Source organism: Mesorhizobium sp. M1428, from assembly GCF_040317515.1.
GTDB lineage: Bacteria > Pseudomonadota > Alphaproteobacteria > Rhizobiales > Rhizobiaceae > Mesorhizobium.
The window spans coordinates 265,493-282,317 of sequence record NZ_JAMYKT010000004.1; the positions used below are offsets into that span (position 1 = coordinate 265,493).

Sequence of the window (16,825 nt, forward strand, 5' to 3'; positions counted from 1 at the left end):
CCGCGTCATGGGCACCGGCTCGTATCGTCGACTATCGCGCTTTGCGCTGATTGGCATTGCGTCGACGCTGATCTACGCCGTTTGCGCTTTCCTGCTGTCGCGTGGACAGGCAACGGCGGCCCTGCCGGCGGCGCTCACATCGTTTGCGGCCTACGCCGTCGCCGCGCTGTTCTCCTACACCGGGCACAAATATTTCACCTTTACCTCGGGCGGCAGCCACGCGATGGAACTGCCTCGCTTCCTCCTGCTCACCGCTTCCGGTCTCGCTGTCGCGATCGCCCTGCCGGGGCTTTTGACCCAGATGCTCGGCGTCCCTGCCGCAATCCCGATCCTGCTCACCTGCATTGCCGTGCCGGTCATCAACTATGTCGTCCTCGGGCGCTGGGTGTTTCGTGGTCTCTAGCGCGCGATCCCTCAGTGAACTGCTCCCCGGCGCCAACCGTTTCTCGCCCTTTGTGGGCGTAGCGGGTGCTCCGCTGCTGCTGGCCTGCCTGGTGGTCACATACGCCGTCTGGCTATCCACCGTTGCAATTCCGACCAATGTCGACGTGTCGTGGCTTCTGGTCGTCTGCGACCGCCTGCTTGGCGGAGAGCGGCTCAACACGGACATCGTGGAGACCAACCCACCTTTCTCGATCTGGCTCTACCTGCCGCTCATGCTCCTGGAAAAGCTCACCGGCATCCGTGCGGAATTCTGGCTGACGCTTGGCGTCGTTTGCCTGAGCCTGGCCAGTATTTTCATTTCCGTCCGCATTTTCGCGCGCGATGAACCGGTCTACCGGCAGCCCCATGCGCTGTGGGCGGCAGCGGCGGCCCTGTTTTTGATCCTGTGTTTCATGCCGGATCAATTCGGCCAACGCGAGCACTTGGCGTTGATTGCCATTCTGCCTTGGCTGGCGTTGCAATGCACACGTCAGCGGACTCCGGATTTCGCCGCGGGCTCGCCTCTGGAGCACATGGTCGCGGGCTTCGGCGCGGCGGTCGTGGTCATGGTCAAGCCGCCGTATTTTGTGCTGGCCTTCATGTTGCCGTCGCTCTGTCTTGCGCTTGAAAGGCGGTCGCTGAGACCGCTCTTCGTCGCAGAGAACCTGGTTGGCGCTGCGATCGTGGCCGCCTATGCGGCATCCATCGCGCTCTTCGACCGCGCCTATTTAAGCGACGTCCTGCCCTTGGTCAGGGAGGTCTATCTTCCGTTGAGGGCCTCTGCCGCCGATATGCTGGCAAACTGGCCGAAAGTGGTGCTGCTTCTGGCCGCCGCCACCGTGCTTGCGGCCGGCGGCCTGAGAAAGACGAGCTGGGACGTCAGGATTCCGCTTCTGACCGCACTGGGGTTCATTCCAGCCTTCATCATCATGGGCAAGGGTTGGCCCAATCACGCGCTGCCGATGGTCGTTGTTGCAACACTTGCATTTGGCATCCAGCTTCTGCGGTTCGGCACATTCGGCAGTGCAGGCGTCGTTCGTAAGGCCGCCTTGATCTTCGGTAGCGTGCTGGTGCTGCAAATAGCGGTCAGGGCACAGTACGCGGCGCTGACAACGGATAACGGCCCGATCGCCCGCTCTGTCGCCGCGATCCGCGCGACGGTCGAAACCCCGACTATCATGTCGATTGCCGACCAGATGCAGGTCGCCCATCCCCTCGCCAGGCTGGTCGGCGGCAGGTTCATATCACGCCATCCGAGCGCCTGGGCGGTCTCCAACGCGGACACGCTCGCCCGCGTCACCGGCGATCTCGAACGGAGACGGGAACTTGAAAGCATCCGCGATCGGGTGATCGGCGAATACGCCGCCGAGATATCAGCGAGGAAGCCCGATATCGTGCTGTCAGGCTCGCCCGCGTGGACTGCCCTGATGCTGCAGGACAAGCGGATCGCTGCCGCTTTGGCCGACTATCGTCTGCTGCACGCCGAGCCGGAAATCACTGTCTATCTTCGTTATACGGCGGCCGCGCCGCTCCAAACCGATTGAGGAGGCTTCCAGAAACCATGGCACGGCTGGATCCAATCGCTCCGCTCGACGACATATGGCTCGATCTCGAGAGCCTCGGTGCAACATCATGAGCGTCTCGAACGACATTGACGGCTTGAGCCGGTGGCGCGGCCGGGATATCGCGGCGTCGCTGCTTCCTAGCCGTAATGTCCTGGCCATTGCCGCCGTCACGGTCTTCTCGATCGTCTGGCAGCAACGTTGGGGAACTGTTACCGACACCAGCTGGCTGATCACGGTCTGCGAGCGCATGCTGTCCGGTGAGCGGCTTTACTCCCAAATCTACGAGACCAATCCTCCATTCAGCGTCTGGCTCTATCTGCCGCCAGTGGCTGCGGCCAGATTGCTGGGCACCGCCCCGGAAATCCTGGTTGAGGCCTGGACTTATCTTGCCGTGCTCATCGGACTTTCGCTCTCGGGCGTGATCGTCAAGCGCGCGGGTTTCACTGAAACTGCATCGCTGTTTGCACTGGGGCCGGCGTTTTGCGCAATGTTGGTGATCTTCCCCGGCAACGCCTTCAGCGAGCGGGAGCATATCGGCACGGCGCTTTTCATGCCGCTGCTTGCGCTTCATGCCTGGCGCGCGCGCAGAGACGCAGCTGCCCAACCAAGCATCGGGCTTGCCTTACTCGCCGGCCTGTCGGGCAGCATTCTGCTGCTGGTCAAGCCCTACTATGCGATCATGGTGTTGGCGCCGGCGTTGGTCGTTGCAGTGCGCCGGCGCAGTCTGAAACCGATCTTCGCCCCGGAACACTGGGTTATTGGCGCCATCTGCATTGTCTATCTCAGCACCGTCACGCTCATCCATCCGGAGTTCCTGCGCGACGTCTATCCCCTCTTGGCGGATGTTTATGGAAAGATCGGCATCTTTTGGCCGATTGTGACCGGCTACGGTTTCCCATGGTGTTTCCTTGTCTTCCTGATCTGGTGGCTGTGGCCTGCCGGGCGGTTTCCAGAGCTGGCGGCGGTGGCGTTGGCGGCATCGATCGCCGGCATGTTTCCCCTGTTCTACCAAGCGAAAGGCTATTCTTATCATGCCTATCCCGCGATCTTTTGCGCCGTGGCGGCCATTTTCTGCCTGCTGGCGGTGCCCAGGATCGTGCAGCCGCCGTCGAAGCTGTTGGCGTTCGTGACGGCTCCTTCGCGAGCTTGGGCCTTGGCGGCGGTGGCAATCGCTTTCTTGCCGTACTGGAGCACCCAGAAACCAGGGCCGGCGCTGGTTGCCGCCATTCGCGCCGCCACCGATCGACCGACCGTGGCGTTGGTCAGTTCGGATATTTCCTCGGGACATCCCTTGAACCGTATGATCGATGGGCAATTCGTTTCGACCCACGTCAGCGATTGGCTTGGAGCGTTCGCACTTTCCCTGTCCCGGGAGGCAGCCCTCTCGGGTGACACCGCCGAAGCCATCCATTACCAAGCCATCATGGTACGCTACGTCGAAAGCAAACGCGAAGAGTTCGCGCGTCTGCGGCCGGATGTCGTCGTCTTCAAGAAAAACAACACAATGTGGACAAGCCAACTGATGGGGCGTTTTGGCTTTGACGCCATCCTGGCGCACTACCGCATTCTCGTCGAGGACGAGACCGAGCGCATCTATCTGCGCGACGATTATGTCCGCCCGGGCGATCGGCCACCCGAACAGCCTATTTCGGCATCGTCACCCGTCGCAGCGTCAGATTGATGCGGCCGCCAATCCTGAGCAATGCCGAGGTCGACGGGTAGATACGGTCGACGCCGTGAAAGCAGAGCCGGCCTTCGCCGCCAAGCACGACGACGTCGCCGCTCTTCAGCCTGAACGATTTGGTGGCGCCGTCGCGCGTCGTCTGACCGACCCGGAACAGGCAATCGTCGCCGAGCGACACCGAGACGACAGGCGCGGAGAAATCGCTCTCGTCGCGGTCCTGGTGAAGACCCATCTTGGCATCCTGCGAATAGAAATTGACCAGGCAGGCCTCCGGCGGGTGCGCATAGGCGGATACGTCCCGCCACAGTTCGAGCAGCATCTCCGGGATCGGCGGCCAAGGCCTTCCGGTCACCGGGTGGGTCGGCTGGTAGCGATAGCCGTGCTCCTTGTCGGTGACCCAGCCTAGCGGGCCGCAATTGGTCATGCGCACGCTCATCTCCTTGCCGGTACGCGGCATCGCCGGCACGAACAGCGGGGCCTCCTGCACGACCTGCCTGATATCTTCCACCAGCACTTCCTGCATGGCGCGCGACAGGTAGCCGGGCATATGGCGGACGCCTTTGGGCAGTACGAGCATCGCGTCGCTTGATCCGTTGGCCTGGAAAATCAGAATGCCACGGTCAAATGAAAACGGCGACCCGAAAGCCGCCTCCGACGGTGGCTGCGTGCTTTAACCGGCGATCTTCGATCCCAAGCCGCTTCGGCTGTCAGTCATCCTCGACCCGGCCGCGCATTTTCTTGATCGAGCCGCGCCCGGCCTTGCTCTTGAGCCGTCTTTCGACCGCGCCTTTGGACGGCCTGGTCTTCTTGCGCGGCGGTGGTGGTGGTTCGGCGGCCTTGGCGACCAGTGCCGTCAGCCGCGCCCGGGCGTCCGCCCGGTTCTGCTCTTGTGTGCGGAAGCGTCCGGCTTCGATGACGATGACGCCGTCCTTGGTGGCGCGCTGGCCGGCAAGCTTGATGGTCCGTTCGCGCACCCGCTCCGACAGGCCAGCCGCATTGGCGGCATCGAAGCGCAATTGCACTGCCGTCGCCACCTTGTTGACGTTCTGGCCGCCTGGCCCCGACGAACGGATGAAGTCCTCGTGCAGGTCGCCCGGATTAATCACCGCATCGTCGGTAATGATGATCTTGTCGTCGGCGTTCATGCCGCAGTCATGGCGCGGCAGGCGAAAAAAGAAAAGGCCCGATCGAAGCCGGGCCTCGAAGCATCACCAGGGGCGACGGCTATTCAGCCGCGACCTGCATGCGTGGTGCGGCGCCGAGCACGGTGGCGTCGACATGGGCTTCGAACTTTTCGAAATTGTCGACGAACATCCCGACCAGCCTTGCCGCCTGCCGGTCATAGGCGGGCTTGTCGATCCAGGTCGATCTCGGGTCGAGAATGGCGCGGTCGACGCCGGCAACCGTCACCGGTACGTCGAAACCGAAATTGGCGTCGGTGCGGAAGCCGGCCGCTTTCAGCGAGCCGTCGAGCGCCGCCGCAAGCAGCGCCCGCGTTGCCTTGATCGGCATTCGTTTGCCGGTGCCGTAGGCGCCGCCGGTCCAACCGGTGTTGACCAGCCAGCAATCGACACCGTGGCGGGCGATGAGCTCGCGCAGCAGATTGCCGTATTCCGACGGATGCCGCGGCATGAACGGTGCGCCGAAGCATGTCGAAAATGTCGCTTCGGGTTCGGTAACGCCCTTCTCGGTCCCCGCCACCTTGGCGGTATAGCCAGAGAGGAAATGGTACATGGCCTGCGCCGGGGTGAGCCGCGCGATCGGCGGCATCACACCGAATGCGTCGGCGGTCAGCATGATAATGTTCTTCGGGTGGCTGGCGCGCCCCGTCTTGCTGGCGTTCGGAATGAAGTGGAGCGGGTAGGCGCAGCGTGTGTTTTCGGTCAGCCCTCCGTCGTCGAAATCCGGCACGCGGCCTGCGTCGAGCGCCACATTCTCCAGCACCGTGCCGAAGCGCTGGGTGGTGGCGAAGATCTCCGGCTCGGCTTCGGCCGAAAGCTTGATCGTCTTGGCATAGCAGCCGCCTTCGAAATTGAAGATGCCGTGCGGTCCCCAGCCATGCTCGTCGTCGCCGACCAGCGTGCGCGACGGGTCGGCCGACAAGGTCGTCTTGCCGGTCCCGGAAAGGCCGAAGAAAACGGCCGCGTCGCCGGCAGGCCCTTCATTGGCCGAGCAATGCATCGGCATCACGCCTTTTGCCGGCAACAGATAGTTGAGCACGGTGAACACCGACTTCTTCATCTCGCCGGCATATGAGGTACCGCCAATCAACACGATCATGCGCGAAAGATCGACGGCAATCACCGTTTCGCCGCGCGTGCCGTGGCGGGCGGGATCGGCACGGAACGACGGCAGGTCGATGATCGTCAAATCGGGCATGAAATGCTCGAGTTCGGCGGCGGCCGGCCGGATGAGCAGATTGCGGATGAACAAGGAGTGCCAGGCAAGCTCCGTGATCACCCTGGTCGGCAGCTTCAGCTCCTCGTCGGCGCCGCCGACCAGGTCCTGCACATAAAGGTCCTTTCCAGCCGCATGGGCGCGAAAATCGGCAAGCAGCGTATCGAACTGGATCGGCGAAATCGCTTTGTTGTTGTCCCACCATACATGCGGCGCGGTGCTTTCGTCGCGAACCACGAATTTGTCCCTGGGCGAGCGGCCGGTGTGCTGCCCGGTCTCGGCCGCAAGCGCGCCATGCGCGGTGAGTCGGGCCTCGCCACGGCGGATTGCCTCCTCGTAGAGCGCGGCCGCGCCGAAATTATAGCGCACCACGCCAGTGGTTCTCAGGCCGATCCGATCGATTGCACATGCAGGATTGCGTTTGCCGGCTTCCGACATGGGTGTCCCTTCTTCGATTTACCGCGTCTTTACCGGCGAATTCCGGAACTCCCATTGCAGGAGCTAAAAACGTCAAAACCAGAAAAGGCGAATGATATCAAATCATTAATCGATTTAAATATTTTGAAAGTTGTTTAAATCGTTTATATGTGCAAAAACACTGATGGTTGCCCAAAGGATTGGCGATGTTCATTCGTCCAATTCATATCGAGGTACAATTGTGGCCGCCGGCATGCCGCGCGTGACAGCGGATAAAGCCTATGCCACATTTTGTACCTAATTTGTCCTGCAAAAGCCCCTTCTCGACGAAAGAAGGGACAGCTCATGAGGGAGCCGCTTGAAATGGCAACAATCGCGCTTGTCGACGACGATCGCAACATTCTGACTTCGGTTTCGATCGCTCTCGAATCCGAGGGTTATCGGGTCGAAACCTACACGGATGGGGCGTCGGCGCTGGAGGGACTGGCGGCGCGCCCGCCGAACCTCGCCATCCTCGACATCAAGATGCCGCGCATGGACGGCATGGAGTTGCTGCGCCGGATGCGTCAGAAATCCGACCTGCCGGTAATCTTCCTGACCTCCAAGGATGACGAGATCGATGAACTGTTCGGCCTCAAGATGGGCGCCGACGACTTCATCCGCAAACCCTTCTCGCAGCGTCTTCTGGTCGAACGCGTCCGCGCCGTGCTGCGCCGCGCCAGCACCCGCGAGGCGGCGGCCAAGGCGCCTAACCAGCAGGCCCGGTCGCTTGAGCGCGGCCAGCTTGTCATGGACCAGGAGCGCCACACCTGCACCTGGAAGGGCGAGCCGGTGACGCTTACCGTCACCGAGTTCCTCATCCTGCACTCGCTGGCCCAGCGTCCAGGCGTCGTAAAAAGCCGTGATGCGCTGATGGATTCGGCTTATGATGAGCAGGTCTATGTCGATGACCGCACCATCGACAGTCACATCAAGCGGCTGCGCAAAAAGTTCAAGGCCGTCGATGATGACTTCGAAATGATCGAAACCCTTTACGGAGTCGGGTATCGGTTCCGCGAAGCATGAGTTAATGCATGTCGCCCAAAAGTGGTCCCGGTTTTTGGGACAACGACATGCATCGAAACGCTAATGCATGTCGCCCAAAAGTGGTCCCGGTTTTGGGGCAACGACATGCATCAAACTAAAGACTAAGCGGGAGCTGCTATTCGATGGCAGTGGAAGTAGAGCGAGTGAGACGGTCGGGCGCCGCCAGGCGCCCGCCGCGGATTCTGCCCGCCTTCGTGTCGAAAATTACGGTGCCGATGCGCCGGTTTCTCGGCCACCACATCTTTTCCAGCCTGACGCGGCGCATCCTCTTTCTCAACCTTGCCGGCTTGGCCGTCCTGGTTACCGGCATTCTCTATCTCAATACCTTTCGCGACGGGCTGATCGACGCCCGTGTCGAGAGCCTGATGACCCAAGGCGAGATCATCGCCGGCGCGATCGCCGCCTCGGCGACGGTCGAGACCGATTCGATCAGCATCGATCCGGAGAAGCTGCTCGAGTTGCAGGCCGGCGAAAGCCTCGGCCCGGGCTCCGATCAACTCGACAACCTCGATTTCCCCATCAATCCGGAGCGCGTGGCGCCGGTGCTCAGGCGGTTGATCTCGCCGACGCGCACACGCGCCCGCATTTACGACCGCGACGCCAACCTGCTGCTCGATTCCCGCCATCTCTATTCGCGCGGCCAGATCCTTCGCTACGACCTGCCGCCGGTCGAAGAGGAGCAGCCGGACCTTCTGGAGCGCATCCAGAAATTCGTCTTTGATTTCTTCCGCAACAAGCAACTGCCCGTCTATCGCGAGCAGCCGGGTGGCAACGGGGCGGCGTTTCCGGAAGTGGTCAAGGCGCTTACCGGCAGTCCGTCGACGATCGTGCGGATCTCGGAGCAGGGCGAGCAGATCGTTTCAGTGGCGGTACCGATCCAGCGCTTCCGTGCCGTTCTCGGCGTGCTGATGCTGTCGACCGAAGGCGGCGACATCGACAAGATCGTCGCGGCCGAGCGCAAGGCGATCCTGCGCGTGTTCGGCATCGCCGCCCTGGTTACCGCCATCCTGTCGATGCTGCTGGCCTCCACCATAGCCAACCCGTTGCGCCGGCTTTCCGCGGCGGCGGTCAGGGTTCGCCGCGGCGTCAAGAACCGCGAGGAAATCCCCGACTTCTCCGACCGCCAGGACGAGATCGGCAATCTGTCGATCGCCGTGCGCGACATGACCAATGCGCTCTACGCCCGCATCGAGGCGATCGAAAGTTTTGCCGCGGATGTCTCGCACGAGTTGAAGAACCCGCTCACCTCGCTGCGCAGCGCGGTGGAGACATTGCCGCTGGCCAGGAACGACAATTCGCGCAGCCGGCTGATGGATATCATCCAGCACGATGTGAGGCGGCTTGATCGCTTGATCACCGATATTTCCGATGCCTCCCGTCTCGACGCCGAACTGGCGCGGGAAGATGCGGGAACCGTCGACCTCAAGAAGTTCATCACCGATCTGGTCGCCGTCTCGCGCGAGGCCACGCGCAACAAGAAGGCGGTCGAGATCGAATTCAAGGTCGCCAAGCTGCCGCAGGGCGTGAAAGGCTACTTCGTCGTCGGCCATGATCTGAGGATCGGCCAGGTGATCACCAACCTGATCGAGAATGCCCGCTCGTTCGTCCCCGAAGAACGTGGCCACATCACCATATCGCTGGCGCGCGCAGGCAAGTTCAACATCGTTACCATCGACGACAACGGGCCCGGCATCCGGGCCGATAACATCGATCGCATTTTCGAGCGGTTCTACACCGACCGGCCGGCCGGCGAGGCGTTCGGCCAGAACTCGGGCCTTGGCCTGTCGATATCCAGGCAGATCGTCGAAGCGCATGGCGGCACGCTGAGCGCCGAGAACATCCCGGGCACCAAGCCTGGCGAGATCAAGGGCGCGCGCTTCGTGGTGACGCTGCCGGCCGAAGCATGATCCCGGATATCGCGGCGTTACGGTCGTCATCCTCGGGCTTGTCCCGAGGATCTGCCGCGCAACGAGACGATGACTATGGTGCGAACACAATTGAAAGACCGGCAGATCCTCGGGACAAGCCCGAGGATGACGGGGCTGGATCAGGATTTCCAAAATGCATAACCCGGTCCGGTCATGCAGGCTGAAAACATTCACGGCACGGCGCTGTTGATCGGCGAGCGCGGCGTCCTCATCACCGGACCGTCCGGCGCCGGCAAGACAACGCTGGCGCTGACACTCTTGGATCATTGCCGCGCGCGCGGGCTTTTTTCGCGGCTTATCGGCGACGACAGGCTGCTCGCCACGGCTCACACCGGGCGGCTGGTCTGTCGCGTACCGACGGCCATCGCCGGTCTCGCCGAAGTGCCTGGGTTCATGCCGCGCCCGCTGCCGTTCGAGCTGGGTGGCGTGATCGACCTGCATGTCCGGCTGGTGCCGAAGGCAGAAATGGCCCGTTTTCAGGAGGAAGTCAGCGAGCCGGTGGCAGGCTGTCCGGTGCCGCGCATCGATCTTGCCGGGCGCAATGTAGCGGCGGCCTTGCCGGCAGTGATGTCGCGCCTGTCGATTGCGCCTTTCCTGTGATCCGATTTCGATTTTTTGCTGCAATGCGTCAAATTGGCTTGGGCCGGCGCAATTTTGGGCTTGTCAACGGGCCTTGCGTCGACAAGATAGCGCTCCCGCCACCTGGAACGGTCGGCGAGCATAAAATGCGCCTGTGAAGCGGCGATGACGGGAGCCACCAAAGAATGATCGGACTCGTGCTTGTAACGCACGGTCAACTGGCCGCCGAGTTCCGCAATGCCGTGGAACATGTCGTTGGGCCACAAGACAATTTCGAGACCGTGGCGATCGGTGCCGACGACGATATGGAACAGCGCCGCCGCGACATTATCGACGCAGTCGGCCGCGTCGATACGGGATCGGGCGTCATCGTTTTGACCGACATGTTCGGCGGCACGCCCTCCAACCTCGCCATTTCCGTGATGGAATCCGGCCGTATCGAGGTCATTGCCGGCATGAACCTGCCGATGCTGATCAAGCTGTCCAGCGTTCGCAAAGGCGACAACATGACGGCCGCGCTGGATGAGGCGCAGGCTGCCGGCCGTAAATACATCAATGTCGCAAGTCAGCTCCTGAGCAGCAAATGAGTGCCCTGTTGCCGGAAAAGGACAAGATCGTTCGCGACTTTCCGATCGTCAACCAGCGCGGCCTGCACGCGCGCGCCTCGGCCAAGTTCGTTCAAATCGCCAGTGGCTTCAACGCCACGGTCCAGGTCGAGAAGGACGGCGTCAAGGTCGGCGGTACCTCGATCATGGGCCTGATGATGCTGGCGGCGAGCCCCGGTTATTCGATCCGCGTCACCGCTACCGGCCCGGAGGCCGAAGAGGTCATCGATGCGCTGGAGCAACTGGTTGCTTCCCGTTTTGGCGAGGAATGCTGACGTGCTGATCGCTGCTGAAGACATGCACGGATAAAGATTTCTTTATATCCCATTGTCGTCCGACTCCCGATCTGCTAGTCAGGCCGGCACCTCGCGCCCTCCGACACGCTTTCGGGGCGGGCGCGTCCCGCAATCAATTCGCATCGGAGCACTGCCATGACGGGTAGCAAGGACTATGTGGTCGCAGACATCGCGCTTGCCGGCTGGGGCCGCAAGGAGATCGAGATCGCCGAAACCGAAATGCCTGGCCTGATGGCCTGCCGCGAGGAATTCGGCGACAGGAAGCCGCTCAAGGGCGCGCGCATCACCGGCTCGCTGCACATGACCATCCAGACGGCGGTGCTGATCGAAACGCTGAAGGCGCTCGGCGCCGATATCCGCTGGGCTTCCTGCAACATCTTCTCGACCCAGGACCACGCTGCCGCGGCCATTGCCGAGGCCGGAATTCCGGTGTTTGCCGTCAAGGGCGAGACGCTGGAGGATTATTGGGTCTATACCGACAAGATCTTCCAGTGGGCCGATGGCGGCACCTCCAACATGATCCTCGACGACGGTGGCGATGCCACCATGTACATCCTGATCGGCGCCCGCGCCGAGGCCGGCGAGGATGTGCTGTCCAATCCGGGCAGCGAAGAGGAAGAGATCCTGTTTGCCCAGATCAAGAAGCGCATGCAGGCATCGCCCGGCTTCTTCACCAAGCAGAAGGAAGCGATCCGCGGCGTCACCGAAGAGACGACGACCGGCGTCAACCGGCTCTATCAGTTGCAGAAAAAAGGCCTGCTGCCGTTCCCGGCGATCAACGTCAATGATTCCGTCACCAAGTCGAAATTCGACAACAAATATGGCTGCAAGGAATCGCTGGTCGACGGCATTCGCCGCGGCACCGACACGATGATGGCCGGCAAGGTCGCGGTCGTCTGTGGCTATGGCGACGTCGGCAAGGGCTCGTCGGCTTCGCTCAAGGGCGCCGGCGCCCGTGTCAAGGTCACCGAGGTCGATCCGATCTGCGCGCTGCAGGCGGCGATGGATGGTTTCGAGGTGGTCACGCTCGAAGACGCGGCGCCGACGGCCGACATCGTCATCACCACCACCGGCAACAAGGACGTCGTTACCCTCGACCACATGCGCCTGATGAAGGACATGGTGATCGTCGGCAACATCGGTCACTTCGACAACGAGATCCAGGTGGCGTCGCTGCGCAACCTGAAATGGACCAACATCAAGCCGCAGGTGGATATGATCACCTTCCCGGACGGCAAGCGGATGATCCTTTTGTCGGAGGGCCGTCTGCTCAACCTGGGCAACGCCACTGGCCACCCGAGCTTTGTCATGTCGGCGTCCTTCACCAACCAGGTGTTGGCCCAGATCGAGCTGTACACCAAGCCCGGTCAGTACGAGAACCAGGTCTATGTCCTGCCGAAGCATCTCGACGAAAAGGTCGCGCGCCTGCATCTCGACAAGCTCGGTGCCCGCCTGACCGAACTGTCCGGCGAACAGGCCGCCTATATCGGCGTCACTCCGCAGGGACCGTTCAAGCCGGAACACTACCGCTATTAACCACGGCGAAACTTGCCACTAGATATTGAAGCCGGGTGATTGACTTTTCGCCCGGCTTTATTTTTGCGCTGATTGATTCTTCACGCCGATTCGCGCAAGCGCTATGGTGCTGATTCGCGGTCCGGGGACGAGGCCCGGGCGCACGCATCAGGGCGGTCTTGCATTCAGGCGGCGAAGAGGACCAAGACATGCCGGGGGATAACCCGCCTTGCGCGGGACAGGCCGTTTCCGGCGGCCATCACGATTCGATCACGGGCTCCGCTGCCAGAGGCGGCAGCCTTTTATGGCGTGCCGGCAGCCGTGTCGGGGTGCTGCTTGCTTCTTCCGCGCTGGTTGGTCCGCTGCTTGGCTTTACTGCACATGCCCAAACCCGCGTGGCGCAAAAGGCCGGGCTGTCGGTCAGCACGGTCGAGGTCATGCAACTCGCCATGTTCGTCGGCGTCATGGGGGCGGCCTTGCTGTCGGCCATCTTTCTGATCCGCGAAAGGGCGCGGACCTCGGCGGAAAATGCCGAGCTCAGGACCCGCATCGCCGACGTCAATGCAGCGCTGCAGCGCTCGGAGGCGCTGCTCCATTCCCGCGATCAGCGCGTGGTGGTATGGGCGGCCGAGAACAAGAAACCCGAGCTTGTCGGGACGTTGCCGATCGAAAGCGGCGCGCCGGAGGACCGGGCCGCCTTCCTGGCTTTCGGCCGCTGGCTGATGCCGCGTTCGGCGGCCGCACTCGAACATGCCATCGCGGCGCTGCGGGACAGGGCAAAGCCGTTCGATCTGGTTATCGAATCGCAGGCCGGCCAGCCGCTCGAGGTCCACGGCCGCAAGAGTGCGGCGCATGTGCTGGTTCGCTTCGTCTCGCTTTCGGAGACACAGCGAAGCCAGGCCAGGCTGAAAATCGAGAACCAGCGCTTAGCCGCCGACCATGAGACGCTGATCGGGCTTCTCGATGCGCTCAAGATGCCATCATGGCTGCGCACCGTCGACGGGCGGCTGAAATGGGTCAACCGGGCCTACGCCGAAGCGGTCGAGGCCGGGAATGCCGAAGCGGCGGTCCGCGATGGCAAGGAATTCCTCGGCGGCCAGGCGCGCGACACGATCGCTGCGCAACACAAGTCGCACCCCGTCTTCGAACAGACGCTCTCCACGGTCATCGAAGGTGACCGCCGCATGTTTGCCGTGACCGATTTTGCCGGGGCGGATGGTTCGGCTGGTCTTGCCTGCGACATCAGCGCTATCGAGGCCATTCGCGCCGAGTATGAGCGGACCGTGCAGAGCCACGCCGATACGCTCGATCAGCTCAACACCGCCGTGGCGATTTTCGATACCGACGAGAAATTGCGGTTTTTCAATCAGGCGTTCCAGAAACTATGGGGCCTCGACAGTGGCTTCCTGCACAGCGCGCCGGACAACGCCTTGCTGCTCGACCGCCTGCGCAGCGAAGGCAAGATCGCGGAGCAGCCCGAATGGCGGCGCTGGAAAGAGGGTTTGCTCGGCGCTTACCGCGCGGTTGAATCGCAGGAGCATTGGTGGCATCTGCCGGACGGCAAAACCATTCGCGTCGTCGCCAATCCGCAGCCCAAGGGCGGCGTCACCTGGGTGTTCGAGAACCTGACCGAGAAGATGGACCTTGAAAGCCGCTACCAGACCGCCGTGCGGGTCCAGGGCGAGACGCTCGACAACCTTGCCGAAGGCGTCGCTGTGTTCGGCCCCGACGGCAGGCTGAGATTGTCGAACCCGGCCTTTGCGGCATTGTGGGGGCTGGATGCCGATGCCTCAAAACCCAACGTTCATGTCTCGACGATCCGCGACCTGTGCGACCGCCGTGCCGTCGATAGTCCGTGGGGTGGGTTCGTTGCCGCCATCACCGGCTTCGACGACGAGCGCCGCGACCGCCACGGCCAGACCGAATTGAACAACGGCACCGTTTTGCGCTACGCAGTCATCCCTTTGCCTAACGGCCAGGTGATGATGACCTTCGTCGACGTTACCGACAGCGTCAACGTCGAGCGGGCACTGAAGGACAAGAATGAGGCGCTGCAAAAGTCCGACCAGATCAAGAACGAATTCGTGCAGCACGTCTCCTATGAGCTGCGCTCGCCGCTCACCAACATTATCGGCTTTACCGAGCTTCTTTCACTGCCGTCGACTGGTCCGCTGAACCAGAAGCAACGCGAATATATCGGGCATGTCGGCTCGTCCTCCTCGGTCCTGCTCACCATCGTCAACGACATCCTCGATCTGGCGACGGTGGATGCCGGCATCATGGAACTCGACATTTCCGAAGTTCACATCGACCGAACCATTACAGCCGCCGCCGAACTGGTCGCCGACCGGCTGGAGGAACATGCGATCAAGCTTAGGATCGACGCGGCGGCCGCGCCGAAAACCTTCCACGGCGACGAGATACGTGTCCGCCAGATCCTCTACAATCTGCTCAGCAATGCCGCCAATTACGCGCCGGAGGCGAGCACCATAACGCTCGCCTGCCGCCAACTTGCCGACGGCGTGGAATTTTCCGTTCACGATGACGGTCCCGGCATGCCGCCGGACTTGCTTGACTCGGTGTTCCGGCGCTTCGAGCCGCGCACCAATGGCGGCCGTCGCCGTGGCGCCGGGCTCGGCCTTTCGATCGTCAAGAGCTTTGTCGAACTGCATGGCGGCAGCGTCCGCATCGAGACAGGCAGGGATAAGGGCACCACGGTTGTCTGCGCCTTTCCCGACACGCCGTCCGGCATCCGCGCGGCGGCCGAGTAGCGCGTTCGATGGTGGTATTGGTGCTGGAGCGTTTTCTCGCCGACGAGGCCGCGACGGCAAGGCTTGGTGAGGATCTCGCCATGTCGCTGCGCATTGGCGACGTGCTCGCTCTCAAGGGCGATCTCGGCGCCGGCAAATCGACCTTGGCACGGGCGCTGATCAGGGCACTGGCCGACGATGCCGGCCTCGACGTGCCGAGCCCGACCTTCACCCTGGTCCAGAGCTACGACACGCGTGTGCCGGTCCATCATTTCGATCTCTACCGTTTGGGCACGGCATCCGAGCTGCACGAGCTGGGCTTCGACGAGGCGCTGACGCAAGGCGCCGCGCTGGTCGAATGGTCGGAGCGGGCAGAGGCATATCTGCCGAAAACCTCGGTGCTGGTCGAACTTCTCCAGCAGGGCCATGGCCGACTGGCGAGACTGTCGGGAGAGGGCGCCGCCTTCGAGCGCGCGGCGCGATCGCTGGCGATGCGCGATTTTCTCGGGCAGGCCGGTTGGGGCGAAGCGCAGCGGCGATATTTCATCGGTGATGCCTCGGCCCGCTCCTACGAGATCGTCACGCTCGCCGGATTTCCGCCGCGCGTGCTGATGAACTCGCCAAGGCTGGTGCTCGGACCGCCAGTTCGCGACGGCAAACCCTATGCCGAGATCGCCCACACCGCGCAATCCGTTTCGGCGTTCGTCGCCATCGATCGGGCCTTGCGGGCCGGCGGCGTCAGCGTCCCGGAAATCCATGCCCAGGACCTCGACCAGGGTTTTCTCCTGCTGGAACATCTCGGTTCCCAAGGGTTTCTCGACAAGCGCGGCCAGCCGGTGGTCGCGCGCTATGCGGCGGCGGCCGAACTGCTTGCCATGATGCACGGCAAAACATGGCCGGCCCGCATGCAGGCCGGCCCCGGCGTCTTCCACGAGGTGCCGCCTTTCGACCGCGACGCCATGATGATCGAGGCCGAATTGCTGGTCGACTGGTATGTCCCGGCGATATCAGGCGCTCCGCCAGGCGAGGCACTGCGCGCCGGTTACCGCAGCGAATGGAATGCGGTGCTCGATCGGCTGGAGGGGCGCGAATACACGCTGATGCTGCGCGACTTTCATTCGCCCAACCTGATCTGGCGCGGTGACCGTTCCGGTCACGACCGCCTCGGCGTCGTCGATGTCCAGGATGCGCTGATCGGACCGTCAGCCTACGACGTCGCCTCGCTCGCCATGGACGCGCGCGTCACCATCTCACCCGAAATCGAAAAGCACACGCTCGCCGCCTATATCGCCGCGCGACGCACCGCCGGCGCCTTCGACGAGGACGAATTCCGCGAAACCTATGCAATCATGGCCGCACAGCGCAATTCCAAGATCCTCGGCATCTTCGTGCGGCTCGAAAAACGCGACGGCAAGCCCTATTATCTGAAGCACCTGCCGCGCATCCGCGACTATCTTCGCCGGGCACTGGCGCATCCGGCGCTGGCCGGGCTACAGGATTTCTACATCGCCCACGGCTTGCTGGAGGAACGGTCGATTTGACGGCTAAGGATTTGGGCCTGGAGGCGTCGCACGAGGGAC

General features: G+C 62.5%; 14 protein-coding genes. 11 read left to right on the plus strand and 3 right to left on the minus strand.

The genetic code is table 11. The annotated features are described in order from the left end of the window. Positions 1-7 precede the first annotated feature (7 nt). The 3 genes from NKG60_RS08425 to NKG60_RS08435 all read left to right on the plus strand — a co-directional run bounded on the left by NKG60_RS08425 (position 8) and on the right by NKG60_RS08435 (position 3,669). Positions 8-403, plus strand: a complete 396-nt coding sequence (locus NKG60_RS08425; protein WP_023677541.1) for a GtrA family protein — start codon at positions 8-10, stop codon at positions 401-403. 91 nt (positions 404-494) lie between these two features. Next, a complete protein-coding gene (locus tag NKG60_RS08430) occupies positions 495-1,967 on the plus strand; it encodes a hypothetical protein (protein WP_352863009.1) in 1,473 nt (490 codons plus the stop codon). A gap of 88 nt (positions 1,968-2,055) precedes the next feature. After that, the gene (locus NKG60_RS08435; RefSeq protein ID WP_352863010.1) at positions 2,056-3,669 is read left to right on the plus strand and encodes a hypothetical protein; all 1,614 of its coding nucleotides are present in this window, start codon (positions 2,056-2,058) and stop codon (positions 3,667-3,669) included. On the opposite strand, the gene NKG60_RS08440 is transcribed toward NKG60_RS08435, so the two are convergent. The 3 genes from NKG60_RS08440 to NKG60_RS08450 form a co-directional block, all read right to left on the minus strand. Continuing rightward, positions 3,632-4,249 carry an alpha-ketoglutarate-dependent dioxygenase AlkB family protein gene (locus NKG60_RS08440; protein WP_352863011.1) on the minus strand — a complete coding sequence of 206 codons (618 nt, stop codon included), beginning with the start codon at positions 4,247-4,249 and terminating at the stop codon, positions 3,632-3,634. The two genes, NKG60_RS08435 and NKG60_RS08440, sit on opposite strands and share 38 nt — an antisense overlap. Before the next feature lie 130 nt (positions 4,250-4,379). Then, positions 4,380-4,817: an alternative ribosome rescue aminoacyl-tRNA hydrolase ArfB gene (arfB, locus tag NKG60_RS08445; protein ID WP_352663484.1), complete on the minus strand. Its 438-nt coding sequence runs from the start codon at positions 4,815-4,817 to the stop codon at positions 4,380-4,382. Between the two features lie 79 nt (positions 4,818-4,896). Beyond that, entirely contained in the window at positions 4,897-6,507 is a 1,611-nt protein-coding gene (locus tag NKG60_RS08450) for a phosphoenolpyruvate carboxykinase (protein WP_352863012.1), read from the minus strand. A 342-nt stretch (positions 6,508-6,849) separates the two neighbouring features. On the opposite strand from NKG60_RS08450, the gene NKG60_RS08455 reads away from it, so the two are divergent. The 8 genes from NKG60_RS08455 (at position 6,850) to tsaE (ending at position 16,786) form a co-directional block, all read left to right on the plus strand. Beyond that, the gene (locus tag NKG60_RS08455) at positions 6,850-7,551 is read left to right on the plus strand and encodes a response regulator transcription factor (protein WP_023677547.1); all 702 of its coding nucleotides are present in this window, start codon (positions 6,850-6,852) and stop codon (positions 7,549-7,551) included. Positions 7,552-7,694: 143 nt separating this feature from the next. Continuing rightward, the gene (locus NKG60_RS08460; protein WP_352663480.1) at positions 7,695-9,479 is read left to right on the plus strand and encodes a sensor histidine kinase; all 1,785 of its coding nucleotides are present in this window, start codon (positions 7,695-7,697) and stop codon (positions 9,477-9,479) included. A 174-nt stretch (positions 9,480-9,653) separates the two neighbouring features. Next, positions 9,654-10,100: an HPr kinase/phosphorylase gene (locus NKG60_RS08465; protein ID WP_352863013.1), complete on the plus strand. Its 447-nt coding sequence runs from the start codon at positions 9,654-9,656 to the stop codon at positions 10,098-10,100. Between the two features lie 164 nt (positions 10,101-10,264). Next, on the plus strand, positions 10,265-10,666 hold the full coding sequence (locus tag NKG60_RS08470) for a PTS sugar transporter subunit IIA (protein ID WP_254815942.1): 402 nt from the start codon (positions 10,265-10,267) through the stop codon (positions 10,664-10,666). Then, positions 10,663-10,959, plus strand: coding sequence for an HPr family phosphocarrier protein (locus NKG60_RS08475; protein ID WP_023677551.1), 297 nt, complete (start codon positions 10,663-10,665; stop codon positions 10,957-10,959). Before NKG60_RS08470 ends, NKG60_RS08475 begins: the two co-directional genes overlap by 4 nt. A gap of 156 nt (positions 10,960-11,115) precedes the next feature. Further along, positions 11,116-12,516 carry an adenosylhomocysteinase gene (gene ahcY, locus NKG60_RS08480; protein WP_352863014.1) on the plus strand — a complete coding sequence of 467 codons (1,401 nt, stop codon included), beginning with the start codon at positions 11,116-11,118 and terminating at the stop codon, positions 12,514-12,516. Positions 12,517-12,704: 188 nt separating this feature from the next. Next, a complete protein-coding gene (locus tag NKG60_RS08485) occupies positions 12,705-15,266 on the plus strand; it encodes a sensor histidine kinase (protein WP_352863015.1) in 2,562 nt (853 codons plus the stop codon). A gap of 8 nt (positions 15,267-15,274) precedes the next feature. Next, positions 15,275-16,786: a tRNA (adenosine(37)-N6)-threonylcarbamoyltransferase complex ATPase subunit type 1 TsaE gene (gene tsaE, locus NKG60_RS08490; protein WP_352863016.1), complete on the plus strand. Its 1,512-nt coding sequence runs from the start codon at positions 15,275-15,277 to the stop codon at positions 16,784-16,786. Positions 16,787-16,825: the final 39 nt, after the last annotated feature.

Coding starts and splice junctions, on each gene's coding strand:
- NKG60_RS08425 (WP_023677541.1), top strand. CDS start 8: ATGGGCACCGGCTCGTATCGTCGACTATCGCGCTTTGCGCTGATTGGC.
- NKG60_RS08435 (WP_352863010.1), top strand. CDS start 2,056: ATGAGCGTCTCGAACGACATTGACGGCTTGAGCCGGTGGCGCGGCCGG.
- NKG60_RS08440 (WP_352863011.1), bottom strand. CDS start 4,249: ATGCTCGTACTGCCCAAAGGCGTCCGCCATATGCCCGGCTACCTGTCG.
- arfB (WP_352663484.1), bottom strand. CDS start 4,817: ATGAACGCCGACGACAAGATCATCATTACCGACGATGCGGTGATTAAT.
- NKG60_RS08450 (WP_352863012.1), bottom strand. CDS start 6,507: ATGTCGGAAGCCGGCAAACGCAATCCTGCATGTGCAATCGATCGGATC.
- NKG60_RS08455 (WP_023677547.1), top strand. CDS start 6,850: ATGGCAACAATCGCGCTTGTCGACGACGATCGCAACATTCTGACTTCG.
- NKG60_RS08460 (WP_352663480.1), top strand. CDS start 7,695: ATGGCAGTGGAAGTAGAGCGAGTGAGACGGTCGGGCGCCGCCAGGCGC.
- NKG60_RS08465 (WP_352863013.1), top strand. CDS start 9,654: ATGCAGGCTGAAAACATTCACGGCACGGCGCTGTTGATCGGCGAGCGC.
- NKG60_RS08470 (WP_254815942.1), top strand. CDS start 10,265: ATGATCGGACTCGTGCTTGTAACGCACGGTCAACTGGCCGCCGAGTTC.
- NKG60_RS08475 (WP_023677551.1), top strand. CDS start 10,663: ATGAGTGCCCTGTTGCCGGAAAAGGACAAGATCGTTCGCGACTTTCCG.
- ahcY (WP_352863014.1), top strand. CDS start 11,116: ATGACGGGTAGCAAGGACTATGTGGTCGCAGACATCGCGCTTGCCGGC.
- NKG60_RS08485 (WP_352863015.1), top strand. CDS start 12,705: ATGCCGGGGGATAACCCGCCTTGCGCGGGACAGGCCGTTTCCGGCGGC.
- tsaE (WP_352863016.1), top strand. CDS start 15,275: ATGGTGGTATTGGTGCTGGAGCGTTTTCTCGCCGACGAGGCCGCGACG.